This window comes from Neorhizobium alkalisoli, from assembly GCF_007829835.1.
Lineage (GTDB): Bacteria > Pseudomonadota > Alphaproteobacteria > Rhizobiales > Rhizobiaceae > Neorhizobium.
Genome location: NZ_VIWP01000001.1, coordinates 245,694 through 266,117, shown reverse-complemented (window position 1 = coordinate 266,117; position 20,424 = coordinate 245,694). Strand labels below are relative to the sequence as shown.

Genomic DNA, 20,424 nt, shown 5'->3' with positions numbered 1-20,424 from the left:
ACCCTACCGTGGCAGGAATGTCGCCTCAGCGAGATGGCGGCGGCAGGATGATCCCGCCCAGAATGGTGCGGACGATCGTCTCGGCGGCGGCGTCGAAATCCTTTGCCGTGAGCTTTTTCCTGTTGAGCGCATCGCAGGCCAGCGGTTCGAAATCGCTGTAGAACTGCGTGGCCGCCCAGAGCATGATGAAGAGGTGCCGGGGATCCACGGCCGCCATGCGGCCTTGCGCTATCCAGCCTTCGATCACGGCGGCACGCTCGTCCGTCGCCTTCTGCATGTGCCGGCGGTCCTTGAGGCTGAGGAAGCGGGCGCCCTGGATGATTTCGCTGGCAAACAGGCGGGATTCGCGCGGGTGCCGAGCGGTATAATCGAGCTTTGCCCTGATATAGTCGCGAAAGGCTTCGGCCGGCTCCCGGTCGGCGCGGATATTGGCCAGCGCATCGTCCCAGCCGGAAATCAGCCGCGCGATGATGGCCGAATAGATCTCCTCCTTGGAGGAGAAGTAATAATAGATATTGGCCTTGGGCAGTTCCGCCAGTTCGGCGATTTCGGCAATGCGGGTGCCATCAAAACCCTTGCGGGAAAACACGTCCGTCGCGACATCGAGGATGATCCTGATATTGCGGGCGCGGATTTTTTCGTCGAGCTTTTCCGCTGTCCGGGCCATGTCCTGTCCTTTCCGCCGCGGCGATTGCCGCGTGTGGTCATTTCGCAGCGGTATAAACGAACTGCGGTTTGCGAGGTAGGCGCACGCAGTTGCATTTCCTCAAGCCGGAGCCATCTAAAAAATTGACGACTTGGTCAGGTTACATCTAGTCTGCCGCCATAACAACGACCGGTTCAATCAAGGAAATCGGCGATCGATGCTCAGTCTGGGGAGCGACACCACCAACATGTCCGGAGCCAACCGATGACCTTCGATCTACTCGTCAAGAACGCCAATCTTCCCGATGACCGGACCGGCATCGACATCGCCGTGTCTGGTGGCAAGATCGTTGCCGTCGAGGCAGGCATCTCTGCCGAGGCAGGCCGTGTCATCGATGCCGGCGGCAAGCTGGTGACGGCGCCCTTCATCGACATCCATTTCCATATGGACGCGACACTGTCGCTCGGCACGCCGCGCCTCAACCGCTCCGGCACGCTGCTTGAAGGCATCCAGCTCTGGGGCGAGCTGAAGCCGCTTCTGACGAAGGAAGCCGTAATCGAACGCGCGCTTCGTTATTGCGATCTCGCCGTCTCGCAGGGCCTGCTGGCCGTCCGGTCCCATGTCGATGTCTGCGACGACCGGCTGGTCGGTGTCGAGGCGCTGCTGGAGGTCAAGGATCTGGTGAAGGACTATCTCGACCTGCAGCTGGTCGCCTTCCCGCAGGACGGTTTTTATCGGTCGCCGACGGCTGCGAAGAACCTGATCAGGTCGCTCGACATGGGCGTCGACGTGGTCGGCGGCATTCCGCATTTCGAGCGGACGATGGAGGATGGCCGGCTTTCGGTAAAGGCGCTGTGCGAAATCGCCGCCGAGCGCGGGTTGATGGTCGATCTGCATTGCGACGAGACCGACGATCCAATGTCGCGACATATCGAAAGCCTAGCTTACGAAACCCAGCGGCTTGGGCTCAAGGGCCGGGTCGCGGGGTCGCACCTCACCTCCATGCACTCGATGGATAATTATTACGCTTCGAAACTGCTGCCGCTGATCGCCGAGGCCGAGATCCATTGCGTGCCGAATCCGCTCGCCAATATCGTGCTGCAGGGCCGGCATGACACCTATCCGAAGCGGCGCGGCATGATGCGGGTGCCGGAACTGATGGCACTCGGCGTCAATGTCGCCTTCGGTCAGGACAGCTGCATGGACCCCTGGTATTCGTTCGGCAGCGCCGACATGCTGGAGGTGGCCCATATGGCGGTCCATACCGGCCATATGACCAGCCGCGATGCGGTCAAATCCTGCTTCCGGGCGATCACCGAAAATCCGGCAAAGACTTTTGGTCTCGAAGGTTACGGCATCGCCGTCGGCTGCAATGCCGATCTCGTCTTGCTCGAGGCGCGCGATACGATCGAGGCCGTCAGGATGAAGGCCAACCGGCTTGCCGTCATCCGTCGTGGCAAGGTGATCGCGGAAACCGCGCCGCGCACTGCGACATTGTCGCTGCAAGGCCGTCCGGCAACCATCGAGCCCTGGCGTTACGCGCCGGTCGAAGCCGGCGCCAACTGAGACAGAGGGGGCGGCTCAGAAATTGCCCATCGAGCCGCCATCCTTCCAGGCGTAGATTTCCCAAAGCTCGTCGTCGGGGCCGATGAAATAGGCGCCGCGGGCATTCCAGACATAGTCGGCGGGCTCGCCGTAGAAGGGCACGCCCTTGCCTTTCAGCTCCGTATAGGCGGCGTCGACCCCTTCCGGCGACGGCACGCGCACGGCGATACAGGCCTTGTGCGGCCCTTCCGCCTTGGCATTCGAGACGCCGGTATTGTCGCTCAGGTGATCGATCTCCCAGCAGGCGAGCGTCAGGCCGGCGCCATTGAACTCTACAAAACCCTCGGCGCGGCGGTTGATCTCGAAACCGAGTTTTTTGACATAAAAGTCGATCGAGCGCTGGGTGTCCTTGACGAGAAGGCAGATGTCGGTGATCGCGTGTTCCTGGGCGAAAGCCATGGTGTTCTCAGCTCTTGTTAATCGAGGGTGGAAAGGCGGCCGGTGACGACCGGCCGGCGGTCCGGCTGTGTGTCGCCGATGGTGATGGCAGCGGTGATCGCTTGCGCGGCGGTATCGAAATCGGCCTGGTTGCGGCAATGCAGGATGCAGAGCGGTTGGCCTTGTCCAATCGCATCGCCGATATGGACCATGCCGGTCAGGCCGACATCCTGATCGAGGAGATCGCTCGCCACCTTGCGGCCGGCGCCGAGGCCGACCATTGCTATGCCGATCGCATAGGCATCGACCTTTTCGACGAAGCCGGTCGCCGGTGAAGGGAGAGGAGCGATCACGGGAGCGGACGGGAAATAGGTATCGGGATTTGCGACGAGATCTGCCGGACCGCCGAGCGCCGTGATCATGCGCTGGAAACGGTCGAGGGCCGAGCCATCGGCGAGCCGTGCTTCGGCCAGGGTGATCGCCTCATCTTTCGAGGCGGCGAGCCCGGCCATGACGAGGATCTCGGCGGAAATATCCATCACCAGCGCCCGGATGCGGCTCTCCTGTTTGTCTCCCGATAGGAAATCGATCACCTCGCGCAGCTGCAACCGGCTGCCGATCGCATCGCCCATGATCTCGTCCATCTCGACGATCGGGGCGACCATGGGCAGGCCGGCGATGCGGGCAACCGCGATCAGGCTTCTTGCCAGCGCTTCGGCCTCCGCGTAGGTCGGCATGAAGGCGCCGGAGCCGTAATTGACGCTCATGACGAGGCCGGAAACGCCGGCGGCAAGTTTTTTCGACAGGATCGAGGCGGTGATCAGCGGGATCGATTCCACCGTCGCGGTGACGTCGCGGACGTAATAGATCGCAGCATCGGCCGGTGCGAGTTTCGGCGTCGGGCCGATGATCGCGGCACCTGCCGAAATCACGGCCTGACGAAACATTTCGGTCGAAGGTGCGATCGCCACGCCGGGCATGGCTTCCATCAGGTCGATTTCGCCGCCGGTATGGCCAAGCCCGCGCGCGGAAATCATCGGCATGGCGACGCCGCAGGCGGCCACGAGCGGGGCGACGATCAGGCTGACATTCTCGTCGCCCGTGCCGCCGGTCGAATGCTTTTCGATGATCGTTTCCGGGGCAAAACCGCTGCCCGACCAATCCACAACATCGCCGGAATCACGCATGGCGAGCGTCAGAGCCGCCGTCTCCTGCGGTGTCATGCCATTCAGGAAGCAGGCCATGGTGAAGGCGCCGATCTGCGCCTCGGAAACTTCGCCCGCGCCGATGCCTACGACGAAACGGCGGATATCGGCATCGGACAGGATTTCGCGATTGCGCTTGGCGCGGATCACCTGTGCCGGAAGAAAGATGCTCATGCCGGCACCCTCAATGATTGGCGCCGCGCCAGAGCGGCAGGTCGCCCTGATAGCGGTTCATGCCGATGTCCTGAATCGTCGCGCGGCGATACATTTCCCGCATATAGGGCTCAAAGCGGGCGTTGAGCTTTTCGAGTTCGGCATGTTCGGACATGTAGGCGGGCAGTAGCTCGCGCAGTTCGGCAAAAATTTCCGCTTCGTTGGCGGTCAGCAACCTGCCATCCTCGACGGTGATCTCGCCATTGACGACGACCATGCGGATGTTGGAGCCGTTCTCGCAATAGACGAGGTGGTGGTCGAGCCGGTTCATCGGCATGTAGTCGTAACCGGAGATGTCGAGCATGATCAGGTCGGCGCGTTTGCCGATTTCGAGCGAGCCGGTGACCTCGTCGAGCATGGCCGTGCGCGCGCCCTCGATCGTCGCCGAGCGCAAAACTTCGGCGGCGGTCATCCAGCCGTCCGTGTCCGGTGCGGCGATATCGTGCAGCAATGCTGCGAAGCGCATCACATCAAAAATGCGGGCGGTATCGTTCGAGGAAAGCCCGTCCGTACCGAGGCCGACATGCACACCTGCATCGAGCAGGCGGCGGACCGGGGCGATGCCGGAGCCGAGTTTCAGGTTGGAGACGGCATTATGGGCGACCGAGCAGCCCGCAGCACCCATCAGCGCCATGTCGTCATCGCTCACCCAGATCGAATGGGCGATCGTCGTATTGGGCGTCAGCAGGCCGAGATCGTGCATGTAGCGGATCAGGCTCTTGCCGTAGAATTCGGGGCCGGTCACGGCCTGCGTCTTCGTCTCCAGAACATGGGTGTGGTAGGGCACGTACTTGTCCTGAGCCAGCTCCACACAGGCCTGCATCAGCTCCACCGAGCAACGCTGCGGGGCGGAGGCCGAGACCATGAAGCCAAGCCGTCCGGCACGACCGTGCTGCGAGGAAAAGATATCGCGGCAATAGGCCATGTAATCGGCCGTGGTGATCGACGGTCCCTCGACCTCAGCCTGCAGGTCGGCCGGCATGATCTCCCGCAGATAGGGCATGGTGTCGAAGACATGTTTGTCGATCACGCAATGGGAGACATTGGCGCGGATACCGGCGTGGTCATAGGCGTCGTAAACACGTTTCAGGCGACCGGCTTCGAAGCCGGGCGGATCGAAAAAGTCGTCGACCAGCGTGGTGACACCGGCCTTCAGGGATTCCATCGCCGTCAGCAGGCTGCGCAGATAAAGCAGTCGTTCCGAAATCGGGTCGTTCATCAGGATGGGATAGGAATAGAGCATCCATATTTCGAGCGGCGTGCCCTGATAACGGCCCTTGAAGAAGGTTTCCGACGAATGCAGGTGGGCATTGACGAGGCCCGGCATGATGAGCCTGCCAGAGGCGTCGATGAGGCGGGTGTCGGGCGGCAGAGGAAGATCCGTGCCGATCGCCGAAATGCGGTCGCCTTCGACGAGAAGGTCGCCCGTGAATGGCGTGGCCCCATGGGTCTTGTTCATGGAAAGAATTGTGGCGTTCCGGAAGAGGAGGCGCATGAAAAAAACTCTATGATTGATTTTTCGACCGGCCGACCAGGAGCGGCAGCAGGACGAGTTCGAGGCCGATGAGGACGAGGCAGGAAATGCCGAAGACGATCGTGCCGATCGCATTCAAGGATGGATCGATGGCGGCGACGAGAACCGAATAGATCGCCACCGGCAGGGTCGGCTGGAAGCCGGACACGAACCAGGCGATGATAAATTCGTCGAAGGAGAAGGTGAAGGCGAGCAGCCAGGCACCGAAAATGCCGGGCAGCGCGAACGGCAGAACGACCTTGGTCACCGCCTGCCATTCGGTGGCGCCGAGATCCCAGGCCGCCTCTTCGAGAGAGGCCGGCATCTGCGCCAGCCGCAGCTGGATGATGGCAAGCGCCGGCGCGGTGATCAGCACGACATGGGTGAGGAACACGGCAAACAGCGTGCCGGATAGGTGAATGCGGGCGAGAAGTCCGAGGAAACCGACGCCGAGGATGAGCGGCGGGATGAGGATCGGCAGCGTCACCAGCGCCAGAAAGACCGTCTTGCCGCGAAAGGCGAAGCGGTTGAAGGCATAGGCCGCGAAAAAGGCGATCACGGTCGCGATCGTGGCGGCAGCCGGCGAGACGATCATCGTATTGCCGAGCGCATTCAAAAGCGTGCCGTCGGAAAACAGCTTGTCATACCATTGCAGCGTAAACCCCTGCAGCGGGAAGCCCGGAAAGCGGTTCTTCTGGAAGGAGAAGAGGACCAGAACCACGAGCGGCAGGAACATGAAGGCATAGGCGATGCCGAGCCAGAGGCGCCCAAGAAAGATCCAGGGATTGGCTTTTGAGATTGCAGTCATCAGCTTGTTCTCCGCCGCGCCCGGTCGGCAGCCACGAAGCCGGCGGCAAGCGCAAGAACCATGACCACGATCAGGATCGTCGCCAGCGCCGAGGTGCGCGGCAGGTTGGTGGAGCTCGAATAGTCAGACATGATCATCGAGGCATAGGTGGGCAGCTTGCCGAGGATCGAGGTGCCGGCACCGCCGCCGAGCAGATTGCCGGAGAGCGCGTCACCCAGCGAAACGATGACGGCAAAGCTTGCGGCCGTCATCAGGCCGAAGCGGGAAAGCGGCAGGATGACCCGCGTAAAGGCCTGCCAGCGGGTGCAGCCCAGCTCCCGCGCTGCCTCGATCAGCACCTTGTCGATGGCCAGAATGCTGACATAGAGGATGACGATCAGGATCGGCGCCAGATAATGGATGAGGCCGATGCGGGTGGCGATCTGGGTGTAGATGACGTCGATCCGGTAGTCGGACAGACCGAACTGTTTCAGGACCGAATTGATGACGCCGTTGCGCGACAGGATCGTCTGCCAGGAATAGAGCCGCAGCACATAACTCGACCAGAACGGGGCGATGGCAAACAGCAGCGCCAGCCGCTGCCAGCGGGCGGGGACTGCGAAGGCAATCGACAGTGCCACCATGTAGGACAGGATCGTCGCAAAAAAGGCGGTGGTGATCGCCACCCAGAGCGACTGGATCAGTGCCAGCCCATACCGCGATTTCGAGAAGAAGCTCGAAAAGATCTCGGCGTAATTGCCGAGCGAGAAATCCGGAATGGTCTGAAAGTTCTCGACGCGCCAGAAGCCGATCCAGAGCAGGAAGATCAGCGGCAGCAGGAAAAGGACCGTCAGCCAGATGGCAAGCGGCGCCAGGAACCAGATTTTTAGCGGGCTGTCATTCGGCGTTTTCATGCGTTTCGCCGCCGAGGTCGGGGTTACTGTCTCCACTGTCGTCATGCCGCCCCCCGGATCAGCGAGGCATTGGCCGGCGAGAACCAGGCGGTGGCACTCTGGTTGATCTCGACGGGAAGAACCTGCGGCACGGTCATCTTCACTTCGGTCCCGTCGACGAGATCGAGAAGGTAGATGTTGTGCGATCCGGCATATTCACGGCCGCGCAGTGTCGCGTCCAGCCTGTTTTCGCCGGCAACACCGGTCGGAGCCGGCGTCAGCTTGTCGGCCTGGACAACGACGAAGACCGAAGCGCCGATCGGCGGCGGATCGTCGGTCGAGACCACGAGCTGCCCGTGGGCGCAATGGACGATGACATGGCCCTGTCCGACCTCCTGAATGCGGCCGGCAAAGAGATTGTTGGTGCCGACGAAGCGGGCGACGAATTCCGTCTTCGGACGGGCATACATCTCTTCCGGGGCATCGATCTGCTCGATCCTGCCCTTGTTCATCACCACCACGCGGTCGGCCATGGAAAAGGCTTCGACCTGATTGTGGGTGACATAGATGAAGGCCATGCCGAGCTGCTGCTGGATGCGGCGAAGCTCGCCCTGCATTCGAATGCGAAGATGGGCGTCGAGCGCGGAAAGCGGCTCGTCGAGCAGCAGGATTTCCGGTTCGGTGACCAATGCGCGGGCCAGCGCCACGCGCTGTTTCTGGCCGCCGGACAGCTGGCTGATCTTGCGGCCCATCAGATCGGAAAGGCCGACCAGCTCGGCCATCGCCTTGACCTTGCCGGCGACGACCGCCTTGTCATGCGGTTTCAGCGTCAGGCCGAAGGCGATATTGCCGGCAACGTCGAGATGCGGGAAGAGCGCGTAATTCTGCCAGACAAGCCGGGTGGAGCGCTGGTTGACCGGCACGTCGGAAACGTCCTTGCCGCGGATATAAAGCTGGCCGGAGGACGCGGTTTCGAGGCCTGCGAGAATGCGCAGCAGCGTGGTCTTGCCGCAGCCGGAAGGCCCCATGATCGCCACGAACTCGCCGCGGCCGACCTTGAGATTGATGCTGTCGACGGCCGTAAACGTGTCGAACTGCTTGGTGATCGACAGGAGCTCGAGATCGGGTGTGGTGGTGGTCATCGCGGCTGCCATGCAGTTCTCCGATTGAATATTGGCCACAGCCCCCGAAAGAGGGATGCGGATGTCTCGAGCACCGGGCAGCCCCTCACCCGGCTGCCGCCACCCTCTCCCCGCAAGCGGGGCGAGGGGAGCTGGGAGCGAGGCCGTGCCACATGCTCCTTCTCTCCGTGCATTCGGCGAGGGGGACGTGCGACGGTGCGGCTGGTGTCCTTCTCCCCGCGTGCGGGGAGAAGGTGCCCGGCAGGGCGGATGAGGGGCTAGTCCGACGTCATCAAGCCGTCTTGAACTCGTTGAACACGTCGATCCAGGCCTGTTCCGGCTGGTTGGCCGGCAGGCCGCGCGGCATGGAGCGGTCGATCAGCGTTTCGACCAGCATCTTGCCCGGGTTCGCCGGGTCCGGAACGTAGGACAAGAGCTTCTTCTGGTCGTCATTCCAGTAATCGACGATCTTCATGTTCGGGCCGCGGGCCTTGAACGCCTTGGTATAAACGAGCTTCGACTGAACCTTGGGCGAGGTCATGTACTTGACCCATTCCATCGCCAGATCCTTGTTCTTCGAGGCCGAGCATACGCAGGCGACTTCCTGCCAGCGGATGCCGCCCTGTTTGGGGATGGTCGAAGAGAAGTTGTCGTAGCCGGCCAGCTTCAGGTCGATATCGAGGTCGCCCGTCGGCGAGGCAAAGATGTCGCCGGCGAGCATGGCCTGGGCGATCGGCTGGTTGGAGGAGCCGAACATGCCGATCTGCGGCCGCAGCTTGGTCAAGAACTCCTTGACCTTCTTCAGCTGGTCGTCGGTGATCGCATAAGGCGTCTGGTTGCCCGGATTGACGGCAAGGCTGGCATTACCGAGGTTCGGCAGATACCAGTCAAACATGCCGATCTTGCCGGCGTATTTCTTGTCGAGCAGCGAGTTCCAGTCGGCGGCCTGTTCGGCCGACATCTCGTCGGTATTGTAGGAAATGCCGTAGAAGGAGAAGCGGGTCGGGATGCCGTAAACGGTGCCAGCCGTCTCGCCCTTGGTCGGTGCGAAATCGCGGAATTTCGGGTGGTAGTTGGCAAGTTCGGCAAAACCGTCGGTCTTGTAGGCCTCGATCGCCTTGTTGGCCTTCAGCTTCTGAACATATTCGGCATCCGAGATAATGGCATCGAACGTGCCGGGCGGCGTCTGGGCGAAGAACTGCAGCATCTGCTCGCCGCCGATATAGATCTTGAACTCGACCTTGGTCTTGTGGAGATCCTCGAACTCGGCGATCACGTCCTTCTCTTCATAACCCGGCCAGCACAGAACGCGCAGCGGCTCGGCCGCCTGCGCCTGGCGCGAGAAGATGGTGAAATTGCCGAAGGCGGCAGCAGCGGCGCCGGCGGCGGTCGTGCCCAGAAGCTTGCGGCGCGAGATGTCGGTCGCAGCAACCGTAGCGGTCTTGTCTTGCAGGCCTGTCTTGTTCGTCATGTCGTTCCCCTGATGGCTGTGGTGGCATCATCAGAGAAATAGCAAGTTCCGTGCCATGGCTTTAACTCACTGAAATTGCGTAGGAATGCAAATTCGCGCTCTGCTGCGGCTGGAGGTGAAAGGCTAAAAACTGACCAAATGGTCAATTTTTGGAGGCGGCTGCACGAAGCCTGTTTATCGTGCTCCCCGGCGTCCCTGTGGAAAAGCGCAGCATCCGGAAGGTGGAGCCAATGTGGCCGTTACGCGAGTGACGGCTGCGTGACGCCGAGTTGACTACTGATCAGAAAGAGGTCTGGTGAAGCGGGTACAGATGTCGGTCCGGGATGTTTTGAAGCCGGACTAATTCCTGCATTGCCGGTTTTTATGGCAGCTCTCCGAGCATTCACCATGAAGGGTGAGATCGCATGGATATGAAGATTTTTCTCCTCGGCTCTGCAGCCGTCACCACCCTGTGGCTCGCCGGTCTTGCCAGCCTCGCTTACAATTTCCTGCTTTGATTATTTATGGCGTTCGGCTGCGGCTTTTCGAGCCAGCCTTGACGTCAGCGCGCCCGTCTTTGAGGTGGGCTCAAACGCGACGCTCTCCAACGTTTTGAGCTAGATGAGATCGGCCAGATCGTCTGGCCTATTCTCTCTCTGCTTCTATCTGGGCAACGCTGTGATGGAAGCTGCGGTCGCCGTCCAGCATTGGCGGGATCTTTTCGACCGGCCTGTCGCCGACAAATCTGTAACGGCCAAGACCGCGGCTGAATTCGAAGCGCGCATGCTCGCCGTCGTGGAGCGTGAGCAGGACATGATAACCGTCCACGACCTCGTCGAGGACTTCGAGATCGCTACCCCATACCCAGCCGCCATAGATCGTGCCGTTGTTCGATCGGAGGACGATTTCGAAGAAATGCCCTCCCTCGGGCCGACGCATCATGAAGACGAGATCGAGATTATCCTCGTCGAATTCTTCCCTAAAGACGGTGGAGAGATGCAGGCAGGCCACGCGTGCCTCGGTCAGCGCGCCCATCGGATAAAAGGGCTTGCCGCGGAACCACATGAATTCCGTTATCGCATAACCGACATCATCCGCGCGTAAGAACGGTAGCGCGTTGAAGGCGAACGCCAGGTAGGAGACATTAAATTTCAAATAGTTGACCATCGCACATTTTCAGGAAAGCACACCGCTCCCGTCACTACCCCCTCTGGTTGAGCGTCCTTTACAGCACGATGCGTCACATCAGCGTCAAACTAACGCATAACCACCCTTCCAATTTCTCGTTCACCGTTGTTAGATGACAAATCATCGGGGGATGCCAAGTGCTTGGTCAAACGGAGCAAATTCCTATTCGCTTGCTGGGTGTTCCACGCTGGAACGCAAGCGCGCAGGCGTATTTTCCGGCAAAAGGCCTGGTTCTGATCGCAGCTTTGCTTCTCGCGCCGGGCGAGACGCTGACCCGCCAGGCGGCGGCCGCGCTGCTCTGGGAAAATGCCAGCCAGGAACGGGCTTTGGGCAATCTGCGCCAGCTCCTTCTGCGGCTGCAGCAGGCATCCGGAACCGAAGAACCTGCTATCCTCGTCAACAAGAACGACATCGTTGCCGGTCCGCTGGCGCACAGGTCGGATCTCGCCCAGTTCCTGCTGTCGATTCGGTCCGGCGAGATGGAACAGCAGAGGGAAGGGCTGCTCGCGGTCAGCGGCGAGCTGCTTGAAAACATCGATGTTTCCGGCGAGCAGTTTTATCTCTGGCTGGTCTCCGAGCGGCACCGCCTGAAATCGCTGTTCTTCGCCACCTTTGCGCAACTGCTTGAGGATACGACCCGATTCGGCGGCCGGGCAGCGCTTTCCATCGCATCGATCGGTGATCGCGCCCTGCGGCTGGAGCCCGATCGCGAGGAAACCTACCGGAACCTGATGTCGGCCTATGCGCGCACGGGTGATCATGAGGCGAGCGAGCGTGTGTTCGAAAGCCTCGGCCGCTGGCTGCAATCGGAAGGTCGGCCGCATGAGCCCGCGACACTTGCCCTTCGCCGCCGGCTGAAAGGTTATGTCGCGGACAATGACAGTTTCAACCTGCCGGTGGAACAGCCGTCACGGGTAAAGCCGCGTGTCGCTTTCGTCCAGCCGACAAGCTTCGATGGCAAGCCGGCGACCGTGGTCGTCCGGGCATTCATCGAGGATGTCGCCAATACGCTGGTGCGATACCGGACATTCACCGTCCTCTCCTCCTATAGCAGCTTTGCGGCGACCTCGGATGGCAATGGCGAACTCTACAAATCGCTCAGGGCGGATTATCAGGTCCGCACGACGGTTTTCGACGATATGCGCCTCTCGATCGTGCTGCTCGAAGAAAGCAGTGGCGAAATCGTCTGGTCGCTCGAAGTCGTTCTGAACGAACGGCAGATCCATGCAGCCTTCCGCCTGTTGTCGAAACAGGTGGCTGCGGCACTCGCGGAGCGGGTCGAGCGGCGGCAGATCGAAAACGACCGCCATCATGATTCGTCGGCCTATCTTCACTTCCTGTCCGGGCAACAGCTCATCCGCGGCAAATGCGACCTGCCGCTGCTGCGGCGCGCCCGCGCGGAATTCCGCAAGGCGCTCGACCTTGATCCAAGCATGGCCGTGGCGCGCGCTCGCATTGCCCAGACGCTGCAGCTGGAATGGCTGATGCTGGGCGGCAGCGATCCGCACCTGCTGCACCGGGCCAATGCCGAGGCGAAGGTTTCGACGGAAATCGACCCGGCGCTGGGTATCGGCCACTGGATGTGCGCGGTCGTTGCGCTTTATCAGCGCCATTTCGACATATCCGCCGAGAAATTCATCGAGGCTGAGGCGCTTGCGCCGAACTCCGCCGATCTCCTGATCCAGCACGCCGATGCGCTGGCGCATTTCGGGCAGCAGGAAGAGGCATGGACGCGGTTCCAATCGGCAATCGATCTCAATCCGCTCGCCCCCGATATCTACTGGTGGGCCGGTGCGAGCATAGCCATGAAGCGCGAGGAATATTCGACCGCCGTGGAGCTTTGCAGCCGCATGGAAAACGATGAGTCGGCATTGCGCATTCTGACCGTCAGTCATTCACTGAACGGTGATCTTGAGATGGCAAAGCAATATGGCAGGCGTCTTCAGGAAAACTATCCGGAGATGACGGCAAGGCAGCTTAGCCTTCTTTCCCCCAACCGCGACCCTGCGGTGAATGAGAAGTTCTATCAGGCATATCGATTAGCTGGGATCAAATAGGAGATTGTTTAATATGTCGAATTCGCAGTTTTATGTGATTGGTAAAAAGGGTTCGGGCGTTATTTTCGTGCGCACTTCGCCGCTGCGTGTGGCCTCGGTTTCGCATGACGTGATCGCCGCCTACGAGGCATCGCATCCGGGCGTCGACGGTTATGCCCGCGTTGCCGCTGCGGCAAAGGGAATGCTGGTCAGCCAGGACGGCCAGGCCGATACCACGCTCGATCAGATCCAGATCCAGGGTATCGAAACCCTGATCGCGGGCGGCGCGACCGTTTCCGAAGCCGACTTCGCCTTCGTCGGCGATGTCGTCGATGCGGGCTGGGATTTCAGCCGCGACCGCCAGCTGCCGATCGAAAGCGCGCTCAAGGCGGTCGGACCGTCCGGCGTTGCTGCCGGCAACCTTTTTGAAGCCATCCTCTCCGACGACCCGAATACCACGCCGTAATCGATGCGGCGCGAAAATGGCGCCGGCGCCCTTCTTTCCCACACGGAGAAGGGCATGCCGGTGGCCGTGGATAGCCTGCTCGACAATCCCGAACTGCTGAAGCGGTTCGGGATAACGAGGCTCTGTGACGTCACGGGTCTCGATACGATCGGCGTGCCCGTCTGGGCGGCTGTGCAGCCGAATTCGCGCAGCCTCTCGGTCTCGCAGGGCAAGGGGCTCGATACCCGGCAGGCGAAAGTTTCCGCGGTCATGGAGGCCGTGGAAAATGCGGTGGCCGAAGATACGCAGAAACATATCCGCGAACACGGTTCGATCGCAGCCATGCTGCAGCGGGGCATGCGGCTCGTGCCGCTGGAAGAGCTTGCGCGGGTCAATCCGGGTGAGCTTGATCCCGATCGTGGACGGGCATGGGTAGCGGGTTATTCCGCCCGTGACGGCGGCATCGTGCACGCGCCGTTCGAACTGATCGGCATGGATTTCCGGGCGGATTTTCCCTGGGATCGCCAGGCATTCCAGATGAGTTCACAAGGGATTGCGGCTGGCACAGATCCTGATCGGACAATCCTTCACGCGCTGCTGGAACTGGTGGAGCATGACGCCTCTTTTGCGGCCGGGGCTTTTGAAACCCGCAGGCTCGGCATGGGCCGGATTGCCTTTTCGCAAAGCGGGCATCAGGCTCTCGATACGCTGCTCGGCCAGCTCGAAAAGGCCGGGCTCGAAGTGCGTTTCTTCGACATGACCAGTTCCAACCGCTTGCCCGTGGTTCTGGCCGCCATCCCGCGGGCGGTTGCTGCCGATCATGGTCCGGGATTGCGCATATCCGCCGGTACGGCCTGCCGGTTGACGCTGCAGGAAGCCGCGACGGCAGCGCTTCTCGAAGCGATCCAGTCACGGCTGACGGATATCAGCGGAGCCCGTGATGATCTCTCGGCGCAGCGTTATGTTTTCGACAGAGCAGCAGAAGAATGGAGCCAGCCAAGCCCGGCCCTGCCTTTAAGCTCTCTCGCCGCCCCGATCGATTTCGGTGACGAAGATGCCGAGACACCGCTTTGGCGAAGGGTTGCGGATCATCTTTTTACGGCGGGTGTGGACGATATTTACGTCTTTCCCCTCGATACCGGGATGCCGGGCATCAGCGTGGTCAGAGTGCTTGCAAGCGGGCTTGCTGCAGCGGGCGGTAGCCTCAACCGCTTTTCGGCCAGTGCGCTGGACAGCTTTCTGAAGCGATGAGGTGGCTATGAAGACGATCGTTTTTGCCGGGCCATCGCTTTTTCGGGCCGATATCAGCGCCTTTTCGCAGATCGAGTTCCGGCCGCCTGCCGCTTCCGGCGACATTCTGGCGGCAGTCCACGAGGGCGCCGAGGCAATCGGCCTGATCGACGGTTTTTACTCTGATCGTGCCGCCGTCTGGCACAAGGAAATCCTCTACGCACTGTCCCGCGGTATCCCGGTTCTGGGCGCTGCCAGCATGGGCGCGTTGCGGGCGGCGGAATGCGAGCCCTTTGGGATGATCGGCATTGGCGAGGTGTTTCGCAGTTATCGCGATGGCGGGCGCAGCTCCGATGCGGATGTCGCCATTCTCCACGCACCTGCAGAACTCGCTTACCAGCCGTTGACGGTTGCGCTGGTCGATGTCGAGGCGACGGTTGTCGGGCTGAAAGGCATGTTTGCGGAAGGGGATCTCGAACGGCTCATGGAGGCCGCCCGGATGCTGCATTTCACCCGGCGAACATGGAAATCGATCGTCGAAAAGGCAGGGCTGGATGCCGGTCTTGCTCGAACGATTGCCGCTAGCGCGGTTTCCGTCAAGCAGGCGGATGCGCTGCAATTGCTGGCCGCACTGGCGGACGAGGCGGGCCTATCAAAGCCCGGCGGAAACTGGACATTCCAGAACACGCTGTTCTTCAAGAACATTGCGACGAAGCAGCATGGTTGAGACAGAGGCGATGGCGCCCGAAGGAGGCGATCCCGGCAATCTCGTTCCCGATTGCGGCGGCATCATAAAACAGATCGCATTGGCATTACCCGCGGCGTTTCTGGGAAATGAAGCGCCGGATGACGGGTTTCAGCCGCTGATCCCGATCGGCAATCTTCTGTGCTCGTTGCCGGCGGATATCGAGGTTTTCCTCCTTGTCGAACAGGCCACCGCATCGCGAGCGGACTTTTGGGCGCGATCACTGAATGCGCAATGCAGGATCGCGCTTGTTTCGGTCCCGGAAGAGCAGGGGAGGATTTCCAGCCCGTGGATCCAGGATGCTTTTCTGGTTCGCGAGGCATCGGGGTCTACGACTGACGAAATTCTCACCACGCAGATGGATGCTGTCGGACGAAGCCTTGCAGACATGCTTTCGATAGAGGCCCACCCGGCCCCCTTATTCCTGCCCGGCGGCAACCAGCTTGTTGGTCCGGACTTCCGGCTTATCGGTCTCTCGCAGGTAAAGGCCGAAAAGGGCAGTAGCCCGGCGCAGCCCGCATTCGAGATATCGCAGCAGATCGACCGGCGCCCTGTCCATGTTTTTGGATATAATCCGAAAGACCTTTCCAAGCGGAATGACGACCAAGCCAAGGTAAGGACGCTGCCGGAAGCGAAAAATCTGCTCTCGGCAGGTCACCAGTTCGGCTTTCATGTCGACCAGTTTGTCTCGGTGACCGGACTTGAGCGGAACGGGCGCCCGCTTCTTCTTGTCGGTGATCCCTGCGATCCCGATGGTCTCAAGCGGCCTCTCGTGGAAACGGCGCGGCAATCACTGGATGCTTCGGTGAGGGCTCTGATCCGCCAGGGGTTCGAGGTAATGCGCAATCCGGTGCCCTATGCGGTGACGCCGGACAGCGGCAAGCGTCTTCCGCGCCTCTATAACAATCTCATGCTCGAGAACGAGGTTCGGCCGGGCCGAGAAAAGCCTTTTGCCTGGCTTCCCCAGTTCGGCGATATCGAGCCGCTCGCCGCATTCGACCGGCTGAACAGCGAGATCTGGGAGGGGCTGGGTTTCGAAGTCATCCCCGTTTTCGGCTGGAGCCATCTTGCAAGCCGGAACGGTGCGCTTCGCTGCTCGACAAAGGTTCTTCGGCGTTCACCCCTGCGGAGGCTGGGCGGCACAGAAACGATTTGAGCCTCACCTTGAGCGGCGCCGATCCGTGAAGTCTAGGCGCGAAAACTGGCGAACAGGTTTCTGACGCTGTCGCCGCCTTCCTTTGCCAGATCGAATTTCTGGCCGAACAGAAGCCATTCCCAGCAGACACCCTTGATGAGCCATTTCACCGCCCGGCAGGATGTACGCGGCGTCCATCCCGGGGTGAGGCGGCCGTTGCGGGCAGCCTTGGTGAGGATGTTTTCGATATGCGACGCATGCTCTTCCTCGAGCTTTTCCAGCGCATCGAGGACGGGTTGCGTCTCTTCCGTGAAATTGGTCCGCAGCAGGATGGAAATCAGCCTTTGCCGGTGGACATCGGAGGCGAGGGTTTCCAGCCAGTCGCATGCCGCCGTTTCGACAGCTGCAAGCGCATGCCGCTCGTCGCAATCCAGATCCGCGACATCGGCCATGTTGACGCGCGGAAGCTGGGCGGCGTTGTAGAGGTCGAGGAAGAGTTCGCCCTTGTTGGCAAAATGCCAATAGATGGCGCCGCGGGTTACACCCGCGACGGTCGCAATCTCGTCGAGCGAGCTGTTGGCGACGCCCTTTTCGAAAAACAGCTGCTCGGCGGCAACCAGGATCGAGGCGCGCGTCTCCGCGGCCTCGGCCTTTGTTCTCCTCATGGGCCTCCCTCCCTTTCGTTCATCACGACGTTATTCGGCGGCCATGGGCATCGGCTTTTCAGCCTGCTGCTGCTTTTCCTCTTTCCGGTTGAAGATCTTCATGACGAAGACGAAGAAGACCGGCACGAAGAACACGGCGAGCAGGGTGGCGGAAATCATGCCGCCCAGAACGCCGGTACCGATCGCGTTCTGGCTTGCCGCGCTTGCGCCCGTCGCGATCGCCATCGGCACGACGCCGAGCGTGAAGGCGAGCGACGTCATCAGGATCGGCCGGAAGCGCATGTGGGCGGCTTCCACCGTTGCGTCGAAGGTCGATTTTCCTTCGGCGCGCAGGTCTTTTGCGAACTCGATGATCAGGATCGCGTTCTTTGCTGACAGGCCGATGATGGCGATCAGGCCGACGAGGAAGTAGACGTCGTTCGGCATGTGCCGCAACGTCACCGCCGCAACCGAGCCGATCACGCCGAGCGGAACGACCAGCATGACGGCGATCGGGATCGACCAGCTTTCGTACAACGCTGCGAGCAGCAGGAAGACGAACAGGATGCTGAGCCCGATCAGTGCCGGCGCCTGCGAGCCGGACTGGATTTCCTGCAGCGACTGGCCGGTCCATTCGTAACCGAAGCCGCTCGGCAGATCCCTTGCCAGGCGTTCCATCTCGGCGATCGCGTCGCCCGAAGAATAGCCCGGTGCAGCCTGACCGGCGATGCGGACAGATGGATAGCCGTTATAACCGACCACCTGGGACGGGCCGCGGATCCATTGCGCCGATGCGAAGGAGGACATGGGCACCATGCCGCCGCTCGCATTGCGGACGTTGAGTTTCAGAAGATCCTCGGTCTGCATGCGCTGGACACCGTCTGCCTGCACCGTCACGCGCTGCATGCGGCCGGCATTCGGGAAGTCGTTGATGTAGGACGAGCCGAGATTGGCGGTGATCGTCGCGTTGATATCGCTGAAGCTGACGCCGAACGTGTTGGCCTTTTCGCGGTCGATGATCAGGTCGACCTGAGCGGCGTCCGGCATGCCTTCGATGCGCAGGCCCGTCATGATCGGGCTCTGGCGGGCAGCCGCCATCAGCTGGTTGCGGGCAGCGCCGAGGGCCGTCTGGCCGAGGCCGGCACGGTCCTGAAGACGGAAGGTGAAGCCGGTCGAGTTGCCGAGACCCTGGATCGGCGGCGGCGACAGCGAGAAGGCGATCGCATCACGAATGCCGAAGATCTTGGCGTTTAGCCGCTGGGCAATCGAGCCCGCTGCATCTTCCGGTCCGCGCTCGCTCCAGTCCTTGAGCGTGATGAAGGCGAGGCCGGCATTCTGGCCGCTGCCCGAGAAGGAGAAGCCGTTGATGGCGATGATCCGTTCCACGGCCTTTTCGCCAAGCGCCAGCTTTTCGATCTGCGAGATGACGTTGGTCGTGCGGTCGGTGCTGGCCTCGGCCGGCGCCTGCACGTCGACGAGGAGAAAGCCCTGGTCTTCATTCGGCAGGAACGAGCTTGGCAGCTGCAGATAGGCCCAGCCGAGACCGACGAGCAGCGCAAGATAGATCACCATGAAACGGCCGGACCGCTTGATGATGGCGCTGACGCTGCGCGAATAACCGTGCGACGCCTTGTCGAAGCCGCGGTTGAACAGGCCGAAGACGCCCTTCTTATTGTGATGATCCTGCGTGATCGGCTTCAGGAACGAGCCGCACAGGGCAGGCGTGAGCGACAGGGCGAGGAAGCCTGAGAACAGGATCGACACGACCATGGTCAGCGAGAACTGCTGATAGATGATGCCGACCGCGCCGGGGAAAAAGGCCATCGGAATGAAGACCGCCGATAGAACCAGCGTGATGCCGATGATGGCGCCGGAAATCTGCCCCATCGCCTTGCGGGTCGCATCCTTCGGCGACAGCTTTTCCTCCGCCATGATGCGCTCGACATTCTCGACCACCACGATCGCGTCGTCGACAAGGATGCCGATGGCCAGAACCATCGCGAACATGGTCAGAACGTTGATCGAGAAGCCCGCCACGAACATGACCGAACAGGTGCCGAGCAGTGCCACCGGCACAACGAGCATCGGAATGATCGTGTAGCGGATGTTCTGCAGGAAGATGAACATCACCACGAAGACGAGGATCATCGCCTCGATCAGCGTGTGGATGACCTTTTCGATCGACACCTGCACGAAGGGGCTGGTGTCATAGGGGATCTCGTATTTGACGCCCGGTGGGAAATAGGGCTCGAGCTCCTTCATGACCTTGCGCACCGCTTCCGAGGTCGCAAGTGCATTGCCGGTCGGAGACAGCTGGACGCCGATCGCCGCACTGGGCTGGCCGTTCAGGCGGCTGGAGAAGTTGTAGTTTTCCGCGCCGACTTCGACGCGCGCGACATCACGCAAGCGGACGGACGAACCATCCGGATTGGCCCTGAGCACGATCGAACCGAATTCTTCCGGCGAGGTCAGCTGGCCCTGGACGTTGATCGTCGCAGAGATCTGCTGGCCGATCGGGTTTGGTTGGGCGCCGATGCGTCCGGCGGCGACCTGGGCATTCTGGGCGCGGATCGCGGTAACGATATCGGCAGAGGTCAGGCTGAGGCCGACCATCTTGTCCGGGTCCATCCAGATGCGCATGGAGCGCTGGCTGGCGAAGAGCTGGGCGCTGCCGACACCCGGCACACGCCGGATTTCGCCGATGACATTGCGCTGGAGATAATCGCCGAGACCGGTTGCGTTGGTATGACCGTCTTCCGAGCTGAGCGATACGACCATCAGGAAGGCCGTGCCGGCCCGTTCGACACGCAGGCCCTGCGACGTCACCGTCTGGGGCAGGCGCGGTTCGGCGCGGGCGATACGGTTCTGCACCTCGACCTGGGCTTCACCGATATTGGTGCCGGGCGCGAAGGTGACGTTGATCGAGACGCGGCCGGAGGATTCCGAGACGGACTCGAAATAGATCAGGCCGGGAACGCCGTTGAGCTCATCCTCGATCGGGCGCGTGACGCTCTGGTAGATATCTTCCGGCGAAGCGCCGGGATAGTTGGTCGAGACGGTGATCTGCGGCGGTGCGACATTCGGATATTGCGCGATCGGCAACATCGGAATGGTGAGCGCGCCGGCCAGCATGATGAAGAGCGCGACGACCCAGGCGAAGATCGGTCGGTCGATGAAGAAACTTGCCATG

Annotated in this window: 17 protein-coding genes; 6 read left to right on the top strand and 11 right to left on the bottom strand. The window is 61.2% G+C overall.

Annotated features, from left to right (window positions below):
• Positions 1-25: 25 nt before the first annotated feature.
• On the bottom strand, positions 26-667 hold the full coding sequence (locus FHW37_RS01250; protein WP_145631574.1) for a TetR family transcriptional regulator C-terminal domain-containing protein: 642 nt from the start codon (positions 665-667) through the stop codon (positions 26-28).
• Positions 668-910: 243 nt separating this feature from the next.
• Between FHW37_RS01250 and FHW37_RS01245 the strand changes: the two genes are divergently transcribed.
• The gene (locus FHW37_RS01245; RefSeq protein WP_145631571.1) at positions 911-2,212 is read left to right on the top strand and encodes an amidohydrolase family protein; all 1,302 of its coding nucleotides are present in this window, start codon (positions 911-913) and stop codon (positions 2,210-2,212) included.
• Between the two features lie 15 nt (positions 2,213-2,227).
• Here FHW37_RS01245 and FHW37_RS01240 read toward each other — a convergent pair whose 3' ends face one another.
• From FHW37_RS01240 to FHW37_RS01205, 8 genes are all read right to left on the bottom strand, one after another.
• Positions 2,228-2,650 (bottom strand): VOC family protein, encoded by a 423-nt coding sequence (locus FHW37_RS01240; RefSeq protein WP_145631568.1) that lies wholly within the window; start codon positions 2,648-2,650, stop codon positions 2,228-2,230.
• 17 nt (positions 2,651-2,667) lie between these two features.
• The gene (locus FHW37_RS01235; RefSeq protein ID WP_145631565.1) at positions 2,668-4,008 is read right to left on the bottom strand and encodes a thymidine phosphorylase; all 1,341 of its coding nucleotides are present in this window, start codon (positions 4,006-4,008) and stop codon (positions 2,668-2,670) included.
• A 10-nt stretch (positions 4,009-4,018) separates the two neighbouring features.
• Positions 4,019-5,542 carry an amidohydrolase family protein gene (locus FHW37_RS01230; RefSeq protein WP_145631563.1) on the bottom strand — a complete coding sequence of 508 codons (1,524 nt, stop codon included), beginning with the start codon at positions 5,540-5,542 and terminating at the stop codon, positions 4,019-4,021.
• A 10-nt stretch (positions 5,543-5,552) separates the two neighbouring features.
• The gene (locus FHW37_RS01225) at positions 5,553-6,368 is read right to left on the bottom strand and encodes an ABC transporter permease (protein WP_145631560.1); all 816 of its coding nucleotides are present in this window, start codon (positions 6,366-6,368) and stop codon (positions 5,553-5,555) included.
• Positions 6,368-7,306, bottom strand: coding sequence for an ABC transporter permease (locus FHW37_RS01220; protein WP_145631557.1), 939 nt, complete (start codon positions 7,304-7,306; stop codon positions 6,368-6,370). The genes FHW37_RS01225 and FHW37_RS01220 overlap by 1 nt, the downstream gene beginning before the upstream one ends.
• Entirely contained in the window at positions 7,303-8,394 is a 1,092-nt protein-coding gene (locus tag FHW37_RS01215; RefSeq protein ID WP_145631554.1) for an ABC transporter ATP-binding protein, read from the bottom strand. The genes FHW37_RS01220 and FHW37_RS01215 overlap by 4 nt, the downstream gene beginning before the upstream one ends.
• Positions 8,395-8,653: 259 nt before the next feature.
• A complete protein-coding gene (locus FHW37_RS01210) occupies positions 8,654-9,832 on the bottom strand; it encodes an ABC transporter substrate-binding protein (protein ID WP_145631551.1) in 1,179 nt (392 codons plus the stop codon).
• Positions 9,833-10,456: 624 nt separating this feature from the next.
• On the bottom strand, positions 10,457-10,978 hold the full coding sequence (locus tag FHW37_RS01205) for a hypothetical protein (RefSeq protein ID WP_145631549.1): 522 nt from the start codon (positions 10,976-10,978) through the stop codon (positions 10,457-10,459).
• Between the two features lie 158 nt (positions 10,979-11,136).
• Here FHW37_RS01205 and FHW37_RS01200 point away from each other — a divergent pair, with 158 nt between their 5' ends.
• From FHW37_RS01200 to FHW37_RS01180, 5 genes are read left to right on the top strand one after another with little or no spacing between them, the layout of a single operon-like run.
• Positions 11,137-13,056 (top strand): BTAD domain-containing putative transcriptional regulator, encoded by a 1,920-nt coding sequence (locus tag FHW37_RS01200; protein ID WP_145631546.1) that lies wholly within the window; start codon positions 11,137-11,139, stop codon positions 13,054-13,056.
• Positions 13,057-13,069: 13 nt separating this feature from the next.
• A complete protein-coding gene (locus FHW37_RS01195) occupies positions 13,070-13,501 on the top strand; it encodes a hypothetical protein (protein ID WP_145631543.1) in 432 nt (143 codons plus the stop codon).
• Between the two features lie 54 nt (positions 13,502-13,555).
• The gene (locus tag FHW37_RS01190; RefSeq protein WP_145631540.1) at positions 13,556-14,731 is read left to right on the top strand and encodes a YcaO-like family protein; all 1,176 of its coding nucleotides are present in this window, start codon (positions 13,556-13,558) and stop codon (positions 14,729-14,731) included.
• Between the two features lie 7 nt (positions 14,732-14,738).
• Positions 14,739-15,437 (top strand): TfuA-like protein, encoded by a 699-nt coding sequence (locus FHW37_RS01185; RefSeq protein ID WP_145631537.1) that lies wholly within the window; start codon positions 14,739-14,741, stop codon positions 15,435-15,437.
• Entirely contained in the window at positions 15,430-16,611 is a 1,182-nt protein-coding gene (locus FHW37_RS01180) for a hypothetical protein (RefSeq protein ID WP_145631534.1), read from the top strand. The genes FHW37_RS01185 and FHW37_RS01180 overlap by 8 nt, the downstream gene beginning before the upstream one ends.
• 32 nt (positions 16,612-16,643) lie before the next feature.
• Here FHW37_RS01180 and FHW37_RS01175 read toward each other — a convergent pair whose 3' ends face one another.
• A complete protein-coding gene (locus FHW37_RS01175) occupies positions 16,644-17,255 on the bottom strand; it encodes a TetR family transcriptional regulator (RefSeq protein ID WP_145631531.1) in 612 nt (203 codons plus the stop codon).
• A gap of 30 nt (positions 17,256-17,285) precedes the next feature.
• Positions 17,286-20,423: an efflux RND transporter permease subunit gene (locus FHW37_RS01170; protein ID WP_145631528.1), complete on the bottom strand. Its 3,138-nt coding sequence runs from the start codon at positions 20,421-20,423 to the stop codon at positions 17,286-17,288.
• Position 20,424 lies beyond the last annotated feature (1 nt).

Excerpts from the sequence above, each read along its gene's own strand:
- FHW37_RS01250 (WP_145631574.1), bottom strand. The coding sequence starts at position 667 with ATGGCCCGGACAGCGGAAAAGCTCGACGAAAAAATCCGCGCCCGCAAT.
- FHW37_RS01245 (WP_145631571.1), top strand. The coding sequence starts at position 911 with ATGACCTTCGATCTACTCGTCAAGAACGCCAATCTTCCCGATGACCGG.
- FHW37_RS01240 (WP_145631568.1), bottom strand. The coding sequence starts at position 2,650 with ATGGCTTTCGCCCAGGAACACGCGATCACCGACATCTGCCTTCTCGTC.
- FHW37_RS01235 (WP_145631565.1), bottom strand. The coding sequence starts at position 4,008 with ATGAGCATCTTTCTTCCGGCACAGGTGATCCGCGCCAAGCGCAATCGC.
- FHW37_RS01230 (WP_145631563.1), bottom strand. The coding sequence starts at position 5,542 with ATGCGCCTCCTCTTCCGGAACGCCACAATTCTTTCCATGAACAAGACC.
- FHW37_RS01225 (WP_145631560.1), bottom strand. The coding sequence starts at position 6,368 with ATGACTGCAATCTCAAAAGCCAATCCCTGGATCTTTCTTGGGCGCCTC.
- FHW37_RS01220 (WP_145631557.1), bottom strand. The coding sequence starts at position 7,306 with ATGACGACAGTGGAGACAGTAACCCCGACCTCGGCGGCGAAACGCATG.
- FHW37_RS01215 (WP_145631554.1), bottom strand. The coding sequence starts at position 8,394 with ATGGCAGCCGCGATGACCACCACCACACCCGATCTCGAGCTCCTGTCG.
- FHW37_RS01210 (WP_145631551.1), bottom strand. The coding sequence starts at position 9,832 with ATGACGAACAAGACAGGCCTGCAAGACAAGACCGCTACGGTTGCTGCG.
- FHW37_RS01205 (WP_145631549.1), bottom strand. The coding sequence starts at position 10,978 with ATGGTCAACTATTTGAAATTTAATGTCTCCTACCTGGCGTTCGCCTTC.
- FHW37_RS01195 (WP_145631543.1), top strand. The coding sequence starts at position 13,070 with ATGTCGAATTCGCAGTTTTATGTGATTGGTAAAAAGGGTTCGGGCGTT.
- FHW37_RS01190 (WP_145631540.1), top strand. The coding sequence starts at position 13,556 with ATGCCGGTGGCCGTGGATAGCCTGCTCGACAATCCCGAACTGCTGAAG.
- FHW37_RS01185 (WP_145631537.1), top strand. The coding sequence starts at position 14,739 with ATGAAGACGATCGTTTTTGCCGGGCCATCGCTTTTTCGGGCCGATATC.
- FHW37_RS01180 (WP_145631534.1), top strand. The coding sequence starts at position 15,430 with ATGGTTGAGACAGAGGCGATGGCGCCCGAAGGAGGCGATCCCGGCAAT.
- FHW37_RS01175 (WP_145631531.1), bottom strand. The coding sequence starts at position 17,255 with ATGAGGAGAACAAAGGCCGAGGCCGCGGAGACGCGCGCCTCGATCCTG.
- FHW37_RS01170 (WP_145631528.1), bottom strand. The coding sequence starts at position 20,423 with ATGGCAAGTTTCTTCATCGACCGACCGATCTTCGCCTGGGTCGTCGCG.